The sequence below is a fragment of the Rhodoferax sp. GW822-FHT02D07 genome (assembly GCF_058802405.1).
Window position 1 is genome coordinate 269,397 of record NZ_JBXAOD010000005.1, and the last position, 15,886, is coordinate 285,282.

At 64.0% G+C, this 15,886-nt stretch carries 18 protein-coding genes; 3 read left to right on the plus strand and 15 right to left on the minus strand.

The window, feature by feature from the left end; translation table 11 throughout:
• Window positions 1–12 precede the first annotated feature (12 nt).
• The 8 genes from AC1RNN_RS13900 to AC1RNN_RS13935 form a co-directional block, all read right to left on the minus strand.
• The gene (locus tag AC1RNN_RS13900) at window positions 13–153 is read right to left on the minus strand and encodes a hypothetical protein (RefSeq protein ID WP_493089525.1); all 141 of its coding nucleotides are present in this window, start codon (window positions 151–153) and stop codon (window positions 13–15) included.
• A gap of 27 nt (window positions 154–180) precedes the next feature.
• Complete coding sequence (locus AC1RNN_RS13905; RefSeq protein WP_493089524.1) at window positions 181–393, minus strand: hypothetical protein; 213 nt, start codon at window positions 391–393, stop codon at window positions 181–183.
• A gap of 113 nt (window positions 394–506) precedes the next feature.
• Complete coding sequence (locus tag AC1RNN_RS13910; protein ID WP_493089523.1) at window positions 507–1,511, minus strand: transketolase family protein; 1,005 nt, start codon at window positions 1,509–1,511, stop codon at window positions 507–509.
• The gene (locus AC1RNN_RS13915; protein WP_493089522.1) at window positions 1,508–2,350 is read right to left on the minus strand and encodes a transketolase; all 843 of its coding nucleotides are present in this window, start codon (window positions 2,348–2,350) and stop codon (window positions 1,508–1,510) included. Before AC1RNN_RS13915 ends, AC1RNN_RS13910 begins: the two co-directional genes overlap by 4 nt.
• Window positions 2,351–2,374: 24 nt before the next feature.
• Window positions 2,375–3,634: a TRAP transporter large permease gene (locus AC1RNN_RS13920; RefSeq protein WP_493089521.1), complete on the minus strand. Its 1,260-nt coding sequence runs from the start codon at window positions 3,632–3,634 to the stop codon at window positions 2,375–2,377.
• Window positions 3,631–4,137 carry a TRAP transporter small permease gene (locus AC1RNN_RS13925; RefSeq protein ID WP_493089520.1) on the minus strand — a complete coding sequence of 169 codons (507 nt, stop codon included), beginning with the start codon at window positions 4,135–4,137 and terminating at the stop codon, window positions 3,631–3,633. Before AC1RNN_RS13925 ends, AC1RNN_RS13920 begins: the two co-directional genes overlap by 4 nt.
• 20 nt (window positions 4,138–4,157) lie before the next feature.
• Window positions 4,158–5,144 carry a TRAP transporter substrate-binding protein gene (locus AC1RNN_RS13930; protein ID WP_493089519.1) on the minus strand — a complete coding sequence of 329 codons (987 nt, stop codon included), beginning with the start codon at window positions 5,142–5,144 and terminating at the stop codon, window positions 4,158–4,160.
• A 38-nt stretch (window positions 5,145–5,182) separates the two neighbouring features.
• The gene (locus AC1RNN_RS13935) at window positions 5,183–5,932 is read right to left on the minus strand and encodes an SDR family NAD(P)-dependent oxidoreductase (RefSeq protein WP_493089518.1); all 750 of its coding nucleotides are present in this window, start codon (window positions 5,930–5,932) and stop codon (window positions 5,183–5,185) included.
• Between the two features lie 191 nt (window positions 5,933–6,123).
• Between AC1RNN_RS13935 and AC1RNN_RS13940 the strand changes: the two genes are divergently transcribed.
• Window positions 6,124–7,008, plus strand: a complete 885-nt coding sequence (locus tag AC1RNN_RS13940) for a LysR substrate-binding domain-containing protein (protein ID WP_493089517.1) — start codon at window positions 6,124–6,126, stop codon at window positions 7,006–7,008.
• A gap of 85 nt (window positions 7,009–7,093) precedes the next feature.
• Here AC1RNN_RS13940 and AC1RNN_RS13945 read toward each other — a convergent pair whose 3' ends face one another.
• The 7 genes from AC1RNN_RS13945 to AC1RNN_RS13975 form a co-directional block, all read right to left on the minus strand.
• Window positions 7,094–7,720 carry a TetR/AcrR family transcriptional regulator gene (locus AC1RNN_RS13945; RefSeq protein WP_493089516.1) on the minus strand — a complete coding sequence of 209 codons (627 nt, stop codon included), beginning with the start codon at window positions 7,718–7,720 and terminating at the stop codon, window positions 7,094–7,096.
• Window positions 7,721–7,736: 16 nt separating this feature from the next.
• Window positions 7,737–8,741 carry an ABC transporter substrate-binding protein gene (locus tag AC1RNN_RS13950; protein ID WP_493089515.1) on the minus strand — a complete coding sequence of 335 codons (1,005 nt, stop codon included), beginning with the start codon at window positions 8,739–8,741 and terminating at the stop codon, window positions 7,737–7,739.
• A gap of 54 nt (window positions 8,742–8,795) precedes the next feature.
• Window positions 8,796–9,647 carry an ABC transporter permease gene (locus tag AC1RNN_RS13955; protein WP_493089514.1) on the minus strand — a complete coding sequence of 284 codons (852 nt, stop codon included), beginning with the start codon at window positions 9,645–9,647 and terminating at the stop codon, window positions 8,796–8,798.
• A complete protein-coding gene (locus tag AC1RNN_RS13960) occupies window positions 9,644–10,543 on the minus strand; it encodes an ABC transporter permease (protein ID WP_493089512.1) in 900 nt (299 codons plus the stop codon). The genes AC1RNN_RS13955 and AC1RNN_RS13960 overlap by 4 nt, the downstream gene beginning before the upstream one ends.
• Window positions 10,536–11,378 (minus strand): ABC transporter ATP-binding protein, encoded by an 843-nt coding sequence (locus tag AC1RNN_RS13965; protein WP_493089511.1) that lies wholly within the window; start codon window positions 11,376–11,378, stop codon window positions 10,536–10,538. The genes AC1RNN_RS13960 and AC1RNN_RS13965 overlap by 8 nt, the downstream gene beginning before the upstream one ends.
• A gap of 355 nt (window positions 11,379–11,733) precedes the next feature.
• A complete protein-coding gene (locus AC1RNN_RS13970) occupies window positions 11,734–12,372 on the minus strand; it encodes a response regulator transcription factor (protein WP_493089509.1) in 639 nt (212 codons plus the stop codon).
• Between the two features lie 18 nt (window positions 12,373–12,390).
• The gene (locus tag AC1RNN_RS13975) at window positions 12,391–14,334 is read right to left on the minus strand and encodes a two-component system sensor histidine kinase NtrB (protein ID WP_493089507.1); all 1,944 of its coding nucleotides are present in this window, start codon (window positions 14,332–14,334) and stop codon (window positions 12,391–12,393) included.
• A gap of 37 nt (window positions 14,335–14,371) precedes the next feature.
• On the opposite strand from AC1RNN_RS13975, the gene AC1RNN_RS13980 reads away from it, so the two are divergent.
• Window positions 14,372–15,406: a DctP family TRAP transporter solute-binding subunit gene (locus tag AC1RNN_RS13980; protein ID WP_493089505.1), complete on the plus strand. Its 1,035-nt coding sequence runs from the start codon at window positions 14,372–14,374 to the stop codon at window positions 15,404–15,406.
• Between the two features lie 127 nt (window positions 15,407–15,533).
• On the plus strand, window positions 15,534–15,886 hold a 353-nt coding region (locus AC1RNN_RS13985), incomplete at its 3' end, for a tripartite tricarboxylate transporter TctB family protein (protein WP_493089504.1).

A 15,886-nucleotide genomic window follows, 5' to 3' on the forward strand; every position in this document is an offset into this window, starting at 1 on the left:
AGGTTGCGGGCCTCAGCCCAGAATGCGGAACAGGCCATAGGCCGAGAGTACGCCAGTACCCACCAGCAAAACGGTCTTGGTGGCACGCGAGCCAACCAGCGCACCGGCAATGCTGCACAGCAGGATGGCGCCAAAAATGTAGGTGGTTTTCATGGGGGGTGATGGTAAGGCATGGATGCCCTACACGCGCCCCAGAGCCCGGCGGATGCGCGCAATGGTATCGTCCATTGCTGCCTTGCTCGACACCTCCAGCCCCAGCTGCCGGGCGATATCGTTGACGATGGCGGCGTTCAGCGGAAGTCCTCCCGCATCCAACGCCTGTATCAGGGCGCGCGCACGCTGCTCCGCAGTCGGAGGCGCGCGCCACTTTCGCAAAAATTCAAGCCACTGCATGGCCCCGAGGATACTGCAGAGCGCTCCTGATTTAGGAGCTGCTCGCGCAATATCTGTGCGACCCAATGACCTCTTTTATGCCCAACAGACCAACGCCCCTGCAAGCGTGACGCTCAACCCAACCAAGCCTTGATCCGGCTCGCCAATACGCTAGTGCTGATACCGTAACGGTCGTGCAACGTGGGCAAGGCGCCCGCGTCCAGATACGCGTCGGGCAAACCAGCCAGGCGGAAGCGCGCAGGCTGCACACCGTTTTGCAGCAGACTGCTGGACACCGCTTCGCCCAGGCCACCGATCACCGAATGGTTCTCCGCCACCACGACCAGGCGGGGCTTGGCGCCTACTTCGGCGAGGATGGTGGCCTCGTCCAGCGGCTTGATGGTCGGGCAGTGCAGCACAGCTACGTCAATGTTGTCGGCCTTGAGCGCCTGCGCCACTTCGAGGGCGCGCATGGTCATGAAGCCGCTGGAGATGATGAGCACCTCATCACCGTCCACCAAACGCTTGGCCTTGCCCAGCTCAAACTGGTAGTCGTACTCGTCCAGCACCAGAGGCACATTGCCGCGCAACAGGCGCATGTAGACGGGTCCGTTGTGCGCCGCCATCTGCGGCACAGCCTGCTCGATGTCCAGCGCGTCGCAGGGGTCGATGATGGTCAGACCGGGGATGCCTCGCATCATGGCCAGGTCTTCGGTGGCCTGGTGGCTGGGGCCATAGCCCGTGGTCAGCCCGGGCAGCGCGCAGCACATCTTGACGTTGAGGTTTTCCTCGGCGATCACCTGGTGGATGAAGTCATAAGCGCGGCGGGTGCCGAACACCGCGTAAGTGGTGGCGAAGGGAATCAGACCTTCCTTGGCCATACCACCGGCTGCGCCCATGAGTAGCTGCTCGGCCATGCCCATCTGGTAGAAGCGTTCGGGGTAGGCCTGTGCGAACAGATGCAGGTCGGTGTATTTGGCCAGGTCGGCCGTCATGCCCACGATCTCAGGGCGGTTGGCAGCCAGCTCCACCAGGGCCTTGCCAAAGGGAGCCGCCTTCACCCGCTGGCCTTCGCCAGCGATGGAGGCGATCATGGCGGAGGTGGTGAGGCGCGGTTTTTTGTCGGCAACGGTGTTCATGCGGCAGCTCCTTCGGGGGCGGATTGGTCCAGGATGGCGATGGCCTGCTGCCACTCGGGCGGGTCCACGCGGATGAAGTGGTTCTTGTCACGCGTCTCCAGGAAAGGCACGCCCTTGCCCATCAGGGTGTTGAACAGGATCACGCGGGGTTTGGCTTCTTTCAGGCTGCGCGCGGTGTCAAAGGCGGCCAGCACGGCGGCCAGGTCGTTGCCGTCCACACGCTGCACATGCCAGCCAAAAGCCAACCACTTGTCAGCCAGCGGCTCAAAGCCCAGCACCTTGCTGCTGGGGCCATCAGCTTGCTGATTGTTGATGTCGACCAGGCAGATCAGGTTGTCGAGCTGGTGGTGCGCCGCAGACATGGCGGCTTCCCAGGTGGAGCCCTCGTCGAGCTCGCCGTCGCTCATGGAGTTGTAGACAAAAGCGGGGTTGCGCTTTTGCTTGAGACCCAGCGCCATGCCTACGCCGATCACCAGGCCCTGGCCCAAGGAGCCACCCGAGATTTCCATCCCTGGCGTGTAGGTGGCCATGCCACTCATGGGCAAGCGGCTGTCGTCGCTGCCGTAGGTCTCCAGCTCATCCTCAGGAACCACACCGGCTTCGATGAGTGCAGCGTAGTGGGCGATGGCGTAGTGGCCGTGCGAAAGCAGGAAGCGGTCACGCCCCTCCCAGGTGGGGTCTTCGGGTTTGAGTTTGAGGGCATGGCCATAGGCCACGGCCAACACGTCGGCCCAGCCCAAGGCCTGGCCGATATAGCCCTGGCCTTGGACTTCGCCCATGCGCAGGGCGTAGCGGCGGATGCGGTAGGCGCGGGCGCTCAGTGGCTCCAAGTTACTCATAAGAATGCTTTCTAGGATGGTGTGTCAGTGGATCGTGAGCCAAGGCAGGTATGCAAAGCCCAGCAGCAAACCGATGGCGACGATGTAGAAGGGAATCAGCTCCATCACCACATCCCCGATGCGCACTTTGGCGATGGTGCTGGTGATAAACAGCGTGGTACCGATGGGCGGGTGGTAGAGCCCGATGGAGAGGTTCACGATCATCATGATGCCGAGCTGAACGGTGTCCATGCCCACGGCCGAGGCCAGGGGAACGAACATTGGGGTCAGCAGCAGCACGGCGGCGGGCAGGTCAATGAACATGCCTGTGGCCAGCATGATCAGGTTCATGGCCAGGATGATCAGCCAGGGCGACTGCAGTGTCTCGGTGGCAAAGCGGGTGAATGCGGCAGGCAGTTGCTCGTAGGTCACGATCCAGCCCACGATGCTTGACGCCATGATGATCAGCAGCACCACGCCGGTGGAGATGCCGGCCTCAACTGCGGCGTGCTTCAGCTTGGCCAAAGTCAGGTCCCGATAGACCAAGCCTGAGACCACGAGGGCATACAACGTAGACATCACGCTGACTTCGGTGGGCGTGGCAATGCCAAAGCGCAGGAAGATGATGATCAGCACCGGCATCAACAGGGCTGGACCGGCTTGCAGGAGTTGCTGACCGAAGGCGCTCCACTCGAAGGGCGTGGTGTCGCGCGGGAAGTTGCGGCGGCGACCCTGGATGTAGCAGACCAGCATGAAGCCACCACACATCAGCAGCCCCGGCAAAATGCCAGCCACAAACAATGCACCAATCGAGGCGCCAGAGACCAGTGCGTACACGATCATCGGGATCGAAGGCGGAATCAGGATGTCGATGGTGGCAGCGGCAGCCAGCGTGCCGGCAGCAAACGGTGCCGGGTAGCCCAGCTTCTTGAGCCAGGGGATAAGCATGGAGCCGATGGCAGAAGCATCTGCCACGGCCGAGCCCGATACCCCACCAAAGATGGTGGACGACAACACGCCCACCTGCGCAGGCCCACCGTGTACGCGGCCAATCATCATGGAGAGCAGATTCACCAGGCTCTGGCCCAGCTTGCCGCTCACCATGAGAGCACCCGTTAGCATGAAGAAGGGGATGGCAATGAGCGGAAAGCTCTGCACCTGCGAAATCATCTGCTGCACAGCCAGATCCACCGGAATGCGACCCAACATCAGCAGGGCCCCCACCGAAGACAGTACCAATGCGTGGGCAATCGGGATGGATGCGAGCGCCGCGATGATGAACAGGCCAATGATGAGAATGGTCATGGTGTATCTCCTTGCGTTGCAGCGTCTGCAGAAGTGCTGCGCCACAGGGCCGGAATCTGGGTCAGAGTGACCACAGCCAGCAATACGAATCCCGCCATCAGGCAACCCACCGTGACCGAGCCGGGCACGTTGAGAATGGGGGTGTACTCATCCGCCGAAATTTCCATCAGCGGCAAGGTGGCCCAGGTCAGCCCCAGGTATAGAACGGCGACGAGGACAGCCCCGCCCGCCAGCACCCAGCGGCGGCTGGCGCCCAGGCGCTGGGTAAGCAGCACCACGGCAATGTGCGAGCCGTGTTGTGCGGCCAGCACCACGCCAGACATGATGATCCAGGGGAACATCAGCTCAGGCAGCTCGGACGCCCAGGCCAGGCTGGTGCCCGACACATAGCGCAGCCCCACGTTGACACTCAAAATGAGAAACGTCAGCGTCAGCGTGACGTACAGCACAAACCGGCACATGTGCCCGATGCTGCGGTTGATCCACTCGATGAAGGTGTTCATGGTGTTCCCCAGTCCGCCCCTCAGCGCGCGGCTGCAATCACCTTCTTGAGGTAGGGTGCAATGGGCGTGGCCAGCCATTTGTCATCAACTGCCGATGTGGCCTTGGCGAAGGCGACCTTGTCCACTGTCGTCACTTGGACACCCTTGGCCTTGAGTTCGGCCAGCAGTTTGTCATCGGCGTCTTGCGACATCTTGCGCTGCAGCGTGGTAGCTTCGGTTGCTGCCTCCTGCACAGCTTTGCGGTCCGCCTCCGACAGCTTGTCCCAGGTACGCTTGCTCATCAAGAAGGGCGTCATCTGGAACATGTGGCTGGTCAGCGCCAGGTGCTTTTGCACTTCATACAGCTTGCTGGCGTGGATGTTGACCAAGGGGTTTTCCTGACCGTCCACCACACCCTGCTGCAGTGCGACATACAGCTCAGCGAATTTGATCTGCTGCGCGTCTGCACCCAGGGCCTGCATGATGTCCACCAGCACGGCGTCGGGCGGGGTGCGCATCTTCAGGCCTTTCATGTCCTCGACCTTGGTGATCGGGCGCTTGCTGTTCGTCATGTGGCGGATACCGTTGTCCCAGTAGCCCAGCACGACCATGCCTTTTTCTGCTGTTTTTTGCGCCAGCTCCTGGCCCAGCGGACCATCGAGCAGCTTGAAAGCCTGCGCGGGGGAGGAGAACAGGAAAGGCATGCCATAGGCCGCATACTCGGGCACCGCCGCCGACACCGCTCCCTGCGAGTTGGCGGACATGTCCAACGCGCCGGTGCGCAATGCGGTCACCATGGCGGCGTCATCGCCCAGCTGGGCAGAAGGCGCGACCTGCACTTCAATGCGGCCTGCCGTCTTGGCCTTGACCACTTCGGCGAATTTGACCGCAGCTTCGTGACGAGGGTTGCCGGGTGCCGCGCCGTGACCCAGTGTGAGTTTGACGGCCTGGGCCTGGGCTGCCAGGGGCAGTGCAGCTGCCAATGCGGCCACGGCCAGCAGGGAGCGGGTAAAAGTCTTACGTTGCATGGTGTTGTCTCCTTGTGTGTTTGTGGGTCAGATGAAAATCAGTGGATGAGCATGCCGCCATTCACGTCCAGCGTGATGCCGGTGCAGTACGCGGACAAGGGGCTTGCCAAAAATACACAAGCTCCCGCGATGTCTTCTGCACGTCCCAATCGGGCCAGCGGGATGGTCTCTGCAATCTCGGCTTTTTTTTCCTCGGTGAGCTTGCCCTTGATGATGTCGGTACCGATCAGGCCGGGGGTGATGCAGTTGACCCGGATGCTCTGGGGGCCGAATTCACGCGCCATGGCGCGTGCAAGACCCAGTACACCAGCCTTGGCTGCGGAGTAGTGAGGCCCGCCGAGGATGCCCCCCCCGCGCTGGGCGGACACCGAGGAGATGCAGATGATGGAGCCGCTTTGCTGCGCACGCATGGATGGCAGCACCGCTTGTGACATATAGAGCGTGCCGCGCAGGCTGACGTCCAGGATGCGGTCATAGTCCGCGCCGGTGATCTCCAGCGTCTTTGCCGGCTGGGTAATGCCTGCGTTGTTGACCAGGGCGTCGATACGACCAAAGGCTTTCAGCACGGCAACCGCTGCAGCTTCGCACGAGGATTTGTCAGTGACATCCGCAACCAGGCCAATGTGACCGGCCCCCAGTTGGGCCGCAGCAGCAGCCGGGTCCGCACGCTCCAGATCGAGAATGGCAACCCGGGCGCCATGCGCCGCCATCAGGCGGGCGGTGGCATAACCCAAGCCGTTGACGCCGGCACCGCCGGTGATGATGGCAACCTGGTCTTTCAGCAACATATGTGTGGTCTCCTGTCGGTGGAACAAAGGCAGGAGACGCTTGGCAGCCCAACGGGGCCATCGTGTCGGTGCACCCGTGGTGCCTTGTCTCCTGTTCTGAGGCCGGATTCTGGAAGCCACCCAAGTTGAAGACAAGCGATTAAATGTCAGCGTAAGATGAACATCCTTCATCTGAAGTCAGGGTTGTCCCGATGTCCGCTTTGCCGCCGATTGCCAATTTGCAGGCCTTTGAAGCCGTGGCCCGCCGCCGCAGCTTTGCATTGGCCGCAGCCGAACTGCACCTTACGGCATCGGCCATCAGCCACCAGGTCGCGCGACTGGAATCCCATCTGGGAATTCGTCTGTTCGAGCGCAGTGCCCACGGGGTGCGCCTGAGTCCGGCGGGGGAGCATTACCTGGTGCACGTGGGTGCCGCACTGAACGCCATCTCAACCGCTACCGACGACCTGCGTCAGGGCATTCGCAACAGCCTCTATGTGCATTCGGCACCTAGTATCGCCAGCTTGTGGCTCATGCCGCGGCTGCATCGCTTTGCCCAGGCCTACCCCGACATTTCGCTCAACCTCTCGGCGGCCCACACCCCCAGCGACTTTGCATTGGGTCAGTCAGACATCGACATCCGCTATGGCATCCCGCAATGGGGCGACCTGGTGGTGGAACCGCTGTTTGTCGAATCGCTGGTACCGCTGGCCAGCCCAGCCTTCATCAAGGCGCGCAAGCTCAAGCGGGTGGAGCAACTGCTGGAGGTCCCGTTGATCCAGAGCAATGTGAGCGTGGTGCAGTGGTCCGACTGGTTTGGCCGATTCACCCCCGTGCGCGCACCCGATCGGTTTGCACTGCGTTTTGACCGCGCCCAGATGTCATTGGACGCCGCAACCCAAGGCCTGGGCGTAGCGCTGGAGAGCGCGACCAACGCAGCAGGACACTTGGCCGAGGGCAAGCTCAAAGCCCCTTTCGGCATGGACAAGGCTATCCGCGTGAAGGCGCATTTCGCCGTCTACCCCGAGCGCCATGCGAAACGTCCGGCGGTGGAGGCCTTTCTCTCGTGGTTGCACAGCGAAGCCGCGAGCAGCTGAGTGACGCCGTCGCTCAGGCACCCGATATTGCTATCAAATAAGAAACTGCTCGCGCAATGAATACGCGGCTTGACGGCGATTTTTCCTACAAACCGCAGCCACGCAGGATCAGCGACACCACATGCTCGGTGGCGCGTTCGAAGTCTTGGGGGGTGAGGGCGCTCTGCTCCAGTACAGCGCAGATCTGTACATCGAAGTCGGCATAGGTCTGGGTCGCGGCCCAGATGGTGAAGAAGAGGTGCACACCGTCCACGGGCGCCATGCGTTTGGCATCCACCCAAGCTTGCACCACGGCGGCCTTTTCCATGAGCAGGGTGCGCAGCTCGGTCGCCAGCAAGGCCTTGACCACGGGGGCCCCATGCAGCAGTTCGTTGGCCCAGACCTTGGAGCCATCGGGCCGCTGGGCTGAGAGTTCCATCTTGTCGCGGATGTACTGGGCCAAGGCGGTTTTGGGGTCGGCGTCGACCGTGATGCCATGCGTGGGCGCCAGCCAGTCGCTCAGGATGCGGGCGAGTACCTCGCGGTAGAGCACGTCCTTGCTGCCAAAGTAGTAATGCAGATTGGCCTTGGGCAGGCCGCTGGCCTCGGCGATGGCGGCCATGGTGGCACCGCCGAAACCGGCGCGCGCAAACACTTTCTCGGCGGCGGAAAGTATCAGGGCCTCATTCGCCTGGCGAATGAGGCCCTTGGGAGCGTCGGCAACTTTGTTCATGTCGCCGATTATTCAGTTACTTCTGCGCAGCGTCATAGATGGCGTGCGAATACGCAGCCTTGCCCGGGTCTTTCTTGATCACGGGATCGCTGCCGCCGGCCAGCAGCACCTTGACGGTGCGCTCATAGGCGGCGGGTTCCAGATAACCAATCTTCTTGGTACCGGCGTTGGTGATCAGCTTGGCCACGTTTTCCATCTGGCGCTTTTGCACCTTCAGGCTGGCGCTGCCGGACGTGTCCGCAGCCACCACAGCCTTGGCCGCACCTTCAGGGTCCTTCACTGCAGCGTCCCAGCCCTTGAGCGTGGCCTTCAGGAACTTGCCCATCTTGGCGACGAAGGCGGGGTCTTTCAGGTTGTCTTCCAGCACGTACAAACCGTCTTCCAGCGTGGCCACGCCTTCTTTTTCATAGAAGAAAGTGACCAGGTCTTTTTCCTTCACACCCGCGTCCACCACTTGCCAGTACTCGTTGTAAATCATGGTGGAGATACAGGCGGCCTGGTTTTGCAACAGAGGATCCACGTTGAAGCCCTGCTTCAGGATCTTGATGTCGGAGTCGGTCTTCAGGCCGAGCTTGCCCATCCAGTTGAGGAAGGGGTACTCGTTGCCGCCGTACCAGACGCCCAGGGTCTTGCCCTTGAAGTCCTTGGGGCTGGCGACGCCGCTGGACTTTTTGCAGGTCAGCATGAGGCCGGACTGGTTGAACACCTGGGCCACGTTGACCAGCGGCACACCGGCTTCGCGCGCGGCCAGGGCCGATGGCATCCAGTCGACCACGATGTCAGCCTGCTTGCCAGCGATCACCTGGGTGGGCGCAATGTCAGGGCCACCGGGCTTGATGGTCACGTCCAGGCCGGCGTCCTTGTAGAAGCCCTTGGCTGCGGCCACGTAGTAGCCGGCAAACTGGGCTTGCGGCACCCACTTGAGCTGCACAGTCACCTTGTCGGCGGCTTGCGCGGCAAAGCCGGCAGCGGCCAGCGCCAGAACCAGCAGGCTCTTGGCGCATTGGGAAGAACGAATCATGGAAAGCTCCTTCTACGGGTTAATGGAAAAACGCAACACGGACCAAGCGCGGGCTCACCCTTCGCGCACTGAGGGATGCCAGAACGCCGCGCGGCGCTCCAGCTGTACAAGCAAGGCGTAGGCCACGGAACCCGTGACGGCCGCCACCACAATCGCGCCCCAGACCAGCGGCATGTTCATGCGCGCGGCCTCGGTGCTGATGCGAAAACCCAGGCCCGAGGTGGGCGAACCAAAAAACTCGGCGACGATGGCACCAATCAGGGCCAGCGTGGCGTTGACCTTGAGCGCGCCAAAGATGAAGGGAAGCGCCGCAGGCAGGCGCAGCGCCACCAGCGTGCGCGGGTAGCTGGCGGCGTAGCTGTACATGAGCTCGCGCTCCAGCTTGCCCGCGGCCTGCAGGCCGGCCAGCGTGGACACCAGCATGGGGAAGAAGGTCATGAGCACCACCACCGCGGCCTTGGACGGCCACTCGAAGCCAAACCACATGACCGCAATGGGCGCCACGCCGACGAGCGGAATAGCGCTGGTGAGCGAGGCCACGGGCAGCAGGCCACGCTGCAGGAAGGGCATGCGGTCAATCGCCACCGCCACGACAAAACCCAGGCCGCAGCCCAGCGCCCAGCCGATCAACACGGCCTTGCCCACGGTCTGCACAAAGTCGCCCCAGAGCTTGGGCGCGTGATCAAACAGCGAACCGATGACCAGACTGGGCGCAGGCAACAGCACGCGCGGCACATCGAGCGCACGCACCAGAATCTCCCAGAACACCACCACCCAGATGCCGAACAGCGCGGCCGTGGCGCTGCCCGACCAGCGCCGCCCCTGCAGGGCCGCAACGCGGCAAACACTGTAGGCCGCCACGGCGGCAAGCAGGGCCATGGCGGGCCAGAACCAGACGGGCGTCATGCGATACCTCCGCGGCTACGCAGCACCAGGCGTTCCACGCCAGCCACCGCACCGGTCAGCACCAAGCCCAACAGGGCCGACATCACCAGAGCCGACCAGATTTGCACCGTCTGCCCGTAGTACGAACCCGTGAGCAGACGCGCGCCCAGGCCGGCCTGCGCACCCGTGGGCAGCTCGGCCACCATGGCGCCCACCAGGCCCGCAGCCACGCCCACGCGCAGCGCGGGAAAGAGAAAAGGCAGGGCCGAGGGCAGACGCAGCAGCCACAGGGACTGCCAACGCGAGGCCGCATAGGTGTGCATCATCTCGGTCTCAATCTTCTGCGGCGAGCGCAGCCCCTGCACCATGGCCACGGTAACGGGGAAGAAGCAGAGGTACATGGCGATAAAAGCCTTGGGCGCTGTGCCCGAAAATCCCAGGCTGCCCAGCACCACCAGCACGATGGGTGCAATGGCCAACACCGGTACGGTTTGCGAGGCCACAATCCAAGGCAGCAGCGCCTTGTCCAGCGTGCGGCTGTGCACGATGAGCACCGACAGCAAGAGGCCCAGCGCCGTGCCCATGGCAAAACCCAACAAGGTGCTCTGGCCCGTGACCAGCACGTGGTAGATCAGGTTGCGCGGCGAGTCGATCGGCCACTCGGTGAGGCTCTCGTAAAAGTCCATCACCACCTGGTGCGGCGCGGGCATGAGCGGGCGCTCCATGCTCATGGTGGCCTCGAACAGCTCCATCTGTGTGTAGCCAGCCTCTTCGTCGAGCACACGTTCGATGGCGCCTTGGGCATTCAGACCCCAGGCCGCGCCGTACCAGGCCAGCACCACGGCCAGCAACACGACGGCCACTGGCAGCCAGTCGTGCGTGGCACGCTGCAGCAGGCTCTTCTTCGCTTCAGCCATGGTGGCCATCCGCCAAGGCCTCGCGCACCTCATGGGCCAGGGCCACAAACTCGGGCGTGTCCCGCAAGCCCAGGTGGCGTTCATCGGGCAGCGTGGAGTCGATCACCTTGACGATGCGCCCCGGACGCGGTGACATGACGACGATCTTGGTGGACAGGTACACCGCCTCGGCAATGCTGTGCGTCACAAACACCACCGTGCGGCGCTCGCGCTGCCAGAGCTGCTGCAGCTGTTCGTTGAGCCGGTCGCGCGTGATTTCATCCAGCGCGCCAAAGGGCTCATCCATCATCAGAATCTTGGGCTCGAAGGACAGCGCGCGCGCGATCGAGACGCGCTGTTGCATGCCGCCCGAGAGCTGCCAGGGGTACTTGCCCTCAAAGCCCTTGAGGCCCACGCGCTCCAAGTGCTCCAGCGCAATGGCTTTGGCCTCGGCTTTTCCTTTGCCCTGGATCTGCAAGGGCAAGGTCACGTTCGCCAGCACATTGCGCCAGGGGAACAAGGCCGGCGCCTGGAAGACATAGCCATAGGCGCGGGCCAAGCGCGCATCATGTGGGCTCACACCGTTGACCAGCACCTCGCCCGCACTGATGTGCTCCAGATCGGCAATCACGCGCATCAGCGTGGTCTTGCCGCAGCCGCTGGGGCCAATGAGGGAGACGAATTCACCCTCATGGAAATCCAGACAGATATTGCTGAGGGCGTGGACCGGTGTGTCAGCGGTCTGGTAGACCACGCTGGCATCGCGCACCTCCACGGCCTTGCGTGCCGACGCGGTGGCGGAAGAATCTGCGGCCGGAGGGGCGAGTTGCCCCTTGAGTGCTTCGGAATGGTTCATTGACGCTCAGTGCTTGGGTCATGGTTGCACCAAATGAAGGCACAACCGCCAGTTCATCGCTCACAACCTAACCAATTGGTCAGGTTACCGATCGATACTAGCCAGTTCCGTGCCACGCCCATCTTGGGGTTTGTACGGGGACCGCAAAGGGCGCCAAGAGCCTGCTTGCGCTCCCTATGGGGTCACGCAAGGTTCTTTTCGAGATGGGATGCTAGACGCAAAACGTAGCTGGGCTCGCGCCCAGCAAGGCTTTGTAACGACGCAGACCGCCCGAAAAGAACCTTGCCCTTCGGGTTGATGCGAAATCGGGCGATTTGCACATCAACGTGACCCCATAGGGAGCGCAAGCAGGCTCTTAGGGCTGGGGTTTGACGATGGGCTGCAGGCGGCCCACCTTGTGGGCCAGCTCGATGGCCGAGCTCACACCCATCTTGTCGAAGATGTTGGCACGGTGGAACTCCACGGTGCGCGGGGTGATGCCGAGGTGGTCGGCAATGTTCTTGTTGTAGTGGCCCAGGATGAGCTGGTCCAGTACCTCGCGCTCGCGCGGGCTGAGGGAGGCCAGGGCATAGCGCAAGCGGTGTGCCTCCTGGTTGGCGTCGCCATCGGCCGCAGCCGCGGCCAGGGCCTGTTCCACGCGGTCCACCAGCACGTTGTCCTGAAACGGTTTTTCCAGAAAGTCCCAGGCCCCGTTCTTCACGGCCGCCACGGCCATGCCCACATCGCCATGGCCGGTGAGGAAGAGCACCGGCCAGGGGCAGGCCAGGGCCTTGAGTTGCTCAAACACTTGCGGCCCGGTCATGGGCGCCATGCGGATATCGAGCAGCACCACGGCCTGCGGCCACTGGCCGCCCAGCGCCTTGACGGCCTCCAGAAACGGCAAGCCGCCGTCCCAGGTGGCAGCCTTGTGGCCGCGCGAGTCAAACAGCCAGGCCAGGCCCTCGCGCATGTCGGGGTCGTCGTCAACGATATGGATGGCGCTGTTGCTGCTCATGGGTGTCTGCCTCGGGGTCTATTGTGCCGCCAGCGGTGCCGCGAGGGATTCGGCCAGTGGCAACTCCACCGTAAACCGCGCACCGCCCAGCACCGGGTCGCGGTCCACGCTGATCTCGCCATGGTGGGCCTCGACGATGGAGCGGCAGATGGCCAGGCCCATGCCCATGCCGCCGTCCTTGGTGCTGTAGAAGGCCTCGAACACATGGGCAGCCACGTCCTCGTGCACGCCGGGTCCCGAGTCAGCCACGGCCAGCACCGCCACCCGGCGTGCCTCATCGGCATGCAGGCGTACCTGCACCCGGGCAGCGCCCGGCGCCGTGGCTTCCTGTGCATTGCCCAGCAGGTTGTTGACCAGATGCTCCAGCAGCAACTCATCAGCCTCAACCCACAGTGATGGTGGCGCCTCCAGCTCTGTAGACACCAGGCGCTGCAACAGGGCCACCAGGTCCAGGCGCTGCATCGAAATTTCGCGGCGCCGCGCAATCGCGTTGACGCGCTGGATGATGCGTCCGGCCTTCTCCGCCAGGCCCGCCATGCGCGTGACCACCGGCACCGTTTCCTGCGGGCTGATGCTGCCCGCCAGCAAGCGGTTCTGCAGCCCCGTGGCAAAGCTGCTGAGCGCACCCAGCGGCTGGTTGAGTTCGTGCGCCAGCGTGGAAGCCACTTCGCCCACGGCTACGAGGCGACCCGTGGCCTCCAGCCGCTCCTGCTGCTGCGCGGCCAGGCGCTGGGCGCGTTTGCGTTCGCTGATGTCGAGCACCGAACTCATCCAGCCCAGATGCGTGCCATCGGCCGCAAGCAGCGGCGCCTCGTGGATCAGCACGTCAATCAGGTGGCCGCCACGGTGCTGGAACTGCACTTCAATGCCCTGACCCTGCGTGCCTTTTTCCAGAATGTGGTCGTGCACCTGTTGCAGGCGGCCATGGTCCTGCGGCCAGTAGGGCATGGGCGCGGACTCGCCCACCAGCTCCTGCACCGTGTAGCCCACCATGCGGCAAAAGGCCTCGTTCACATAGAGCACCTTGCCGCCCAGGTCCCAGGCACGCAGGCCGATGGTCACCGAGTTCTCCATGGCCATGCGCAGCGCCACCTCGTCCTCCAGCCGCGCCTGCACCTGCTGGCGCTTGACGATGTCGCGCCGCAGTGCCCACAGGCTCACCAGCATGCCGCCCAGGAACACCATGGCCACCAGCAGGAAGATGCGCGGCACGGTGGCGGGCTGCTCCTGCATCGGGCTTACTTCGAGGAATACATCCGTACCCGCCAGATTCATGGCCGCGCGGTAAGGGCGCTGGCCTCCCGGCCCGAGCAGGGGCGCAGGCTGGCCTTCGTCGAGCACCAGGCGCACCTGGTGGTCCTGCGTAAACCAGGCCGGCACCAGCGCACGCACTGCCTGCTCCAGCGAGAGAGCAGCCACATAGTTGCCGCCGAACTGGCCGCGTTCGAAATAAGGCACGGCCACCCACACGCTGTCGCTCAGCGCACCATCGGCCTGCAACATGGGGCCCGCATAGGCGGAGCGGCGCAGGCCGCGCGTGGTGGCCTGCATGGTGTCCAGCGCCTGGGCGTTCTGCGGATGGCGCGCTCCATCTGCCACCCAGCGCGCAGGCGGCGTGGCGGAGGTGGCGGCCACCCAGCCCTGGTCCAGCAGCACACCGGGCTCGCGCCACAGCAGGCCACCTTGCACATCCGCGTTCTGGCGCATGGCGGCGCGCAAATCGTCTTCGAGGCGGCGGAAGTGGAACTGCACGCTTTGCTCCAGCCACTGGGTATCGGCGGCCTGGCGGCGTGCGTCTTCTTCGGCTTCGAAATGCTGCAGGTAGAGCACCAGCGCCACCACCGAGGCCAGCACCAACACCATGGAACCCACCAGCCAGACACCCGGCCAGCGGCTGCGCAGGGCCTGGCCCGCACTGGCCTGGCGCAGCAGGGCAAAGTCGTGGCGGGGGCGGTCTGGCATGGGCAAAGGAAGAAGGTGCGCTCGCATAATAGCGGCCATGTCCGCGCACACCCTGCCCGCAGCCTCCGGCCGCCGCCAATGGCTGCAGCGCACGCTGGCCTTGGCTGCGCTGGGCAGCACCGGCAGCCGCGCGGCCAGCGGCACCACCATCCGGCTCTCCCATGTGGTGGCGCCCGACACGCCCAAGGGCATGGCGCTGGAGCGCTTTCGCACCCTGGTGGAGGCACGCACCCAGCAGCGCATCCGCGTGCAGATCTACCCCCAGGGCCAGCTCTATGGCGACCACGACGAGATGCAGGCCCTGCAGCTGGGTGCGGTCGACATGGTGGCGCCCTCGCTCTCCAAGTTCGGGCCCATCGGCTTTCCCGAATTCGAGCTGTTTGACCTGCCCTTTGTGTTCGACAGCGTGGCCGAGGTGCGCCGCATCACCCAGGGCCCGCTGGGCCAACGCCTGCTGGAGCGCCTGGGTCGCCAGCGCCTGCTGGGCCTGGGCTATTTCGACAACGGCTTCAAGCACATGAGCGCCAACCGCCCGCTGCTGGAGCCAGAGCACTTCGTGGGCCTGCGCATGCGCGTGCAGGCCTCGCGCGTGATTGCGCAGCAGATGCGCGCCCTGGGCGCACGCCCCGTCACCCTGCCCTTCAGCGAAACCCGGCGCGCGCTGGAAACCGGCGTGGTGGATGGCACCGAGAACCCCATCTCCAACTTCACCACCCAGAGCATGCAGGCCGTGCAGCACGACCTTAGCCTCACCAGCCACGGCTACCTGGGCTATGCCGTGGTGGCGCACCAGCGCTTCTGGGAGCGCCTGCCCGCGCGTGACCGGGAGCTCTTGCAGCAGGCGCTGCGCGAGGCCCTGGTGTTTGGCAACAGCATTGCCGACGCGCACAACGACAAGGCCCTGGCCACCCTGCACGTGAGCGGGGCCATCCGCATTCACATCCCCACGGCAGCGCAGCGCGCGCGCCTGCAGGCCGCCGTGCAACCGGTGCAGGCCGACCTCGCGCGCCGCATCGGCCTGCCCTGGCTGGAAGCCCTGCAGGATGCCGTGCAGCAAGACCCGCCCGGGTAAACCCTAGCTGTTGAAGGCCACAGTTACCGGGGCGGCGCGGCATGACTACGCTTCGCGGTTCGTCAAGAACGCTGCCTGCGCGCACCCTGCGCCATGGCGGCACACAACAACAACGAGGAGCATTCACTTGAAGCTACAAAGCCAAAAAGACTTCTTCGCCGGGCTGATGTTCATGGGCGTAGGGGTGTCGTTTGCGTGGGGAGCCACGGGCTACACGCTGGGAGACGGAGCCCGCATGGGCCCGGGCTACTTCCCCCTGGCCCTGGGCGTGCTGCTGGCCATCCTGGGAGCCGCCATCACCTTCAAAGCCCTGGTCGTCGAAACCCCGGACGGCGACAAGATAGGCCGCTTCGCCTGGAAGCCCCTGGTCTTCATCATCCTGGCCAACCTCATCTTCGGCGTCTGCATAGGCGGCCTGCCCAGCATTGGCTTGAAGCCCCTGGGCCTGATCGTGGGCATCTACCTGCTCACCTACATCGC

Coding starts and splice junctions, on each gene's coding strand:
- AC1RNN_RS13900 (WP_493089525.1), bottom strand. CDS start 153: ATGAAAACCACCTACATTTTTGGCGCCATCCTGCTGTGCAGCATTGCC.
- AC1RNN_RS13905 (WP_493089524.1), bottom strand. CDS start 393: ATGCAGTGGCTTGAATTTTTGCGAAAGTGGCGCGCGCCTCCGACTGCG.
- AC1RNN_RS13910 (WP_493089523.1), bottom strand. CDS start 1,511: ATGAACACCGTTGCCGACAAAAAACCGCGCCTCACCACCTCCGCCATG.
- AC1RNN_RS13915 (WP_493089522.1), bottom strand. CDS start 2,350: ATGAGTAACTTGGAGCCACTGAGCGCCCGCGCCTACCGCATCCGCCGC.
- AC1RNN_RS13920 (WP_493089521.1), bottom strand. CDS start 3,634: ATGACCATTCTCATCATTGGCCTGTTCATCATCGCGGCGCTCGCATCC.
- AC1RNN_RS13925 (WP_493089520.1), bottom strand. CDS start 4,137: ATGAACACCTTCATCGAGTGGATCAACCGCAGCATCGGGCACATGTGC.
- AC1RNN_RS13930 (WP_493089519.1), bottom strand. CDS start 5,144: ATGCAACGTAAGACTTTTACCCGCTCCCTGCTGGCCGTGGCCGCATTG.
- AC1RNN_RS13935 (WP_493089518.1), bottom strand. CDS start 5,932: ATGTTGCTGAAAGACCAGGTTGCCATCATCACCGGCGGTGCCGGCGTC.
- AC1RNN_RS13940 (WP_493089517.1), top strand. CDS start 6,124: ATGTCCGCTTTGCCGCCGATTGCCAATTTGCAGGCCTTTGAAGCCGTG.
- AC1RNN_RS13945 (WP_493089516.1), bottom strand. CDS start 7,720: ATGAACAAAGTTGCCGACGCTCCCAAGGGCCTCATTCGCCAGGCGAAT.
- AC1RNN_RS13950 (WP_493089515.1), bottom strand. CDS start 8,741: ATGATTCGTTCTTCCCAATGCGCCAAGAGCCTGCTGGTTCTGGCGCTG.
- AC1RNN_RS13955 (WP_493089514.1), bottom strand. CDS start 9,647: ATGACGCCCGTCTGGTTCTGGCCCGCCATGGCCCTGCTTGCCGCCGTG.
- AC1RNN_RS13960 (WP_493089512.1), bottom strand. CDS start 10,543: ATGGCTGAAGCGAAGAAGAGCCTGCTGCAGCGTGCCACGCACGACTGG.
- AC1RNN_RS13965 (WP_493089511.1), bottom strand. CDS start 11,378: ATGAACCATTCCGAAGCACTCAAGGGGCAACTCGCCCCTCCGGCCGCA.
- AC1RNN_RS13970 (WP_493089509.1), bottom strand. CDS start 12,372: ATGAGCAGCAACAGCGCCATCCATATCGTTGACGACGACCCCGACATG.
- AC1RNN_RS13975 (WP_493089507.1), bottom strand. CDS start 14,334: ATGCCAGACCGCCCCCGCCACGACTTTGCCCTGCTGCGCCAGGCCAGT.
- AC1RNN_RS13980 (WP_493089505.1), top strand. CDS start 14,372: ATGTCCGCGCACACCCTGCCCGCAGCCTCCGGCCGCCGCCAATGGCTG.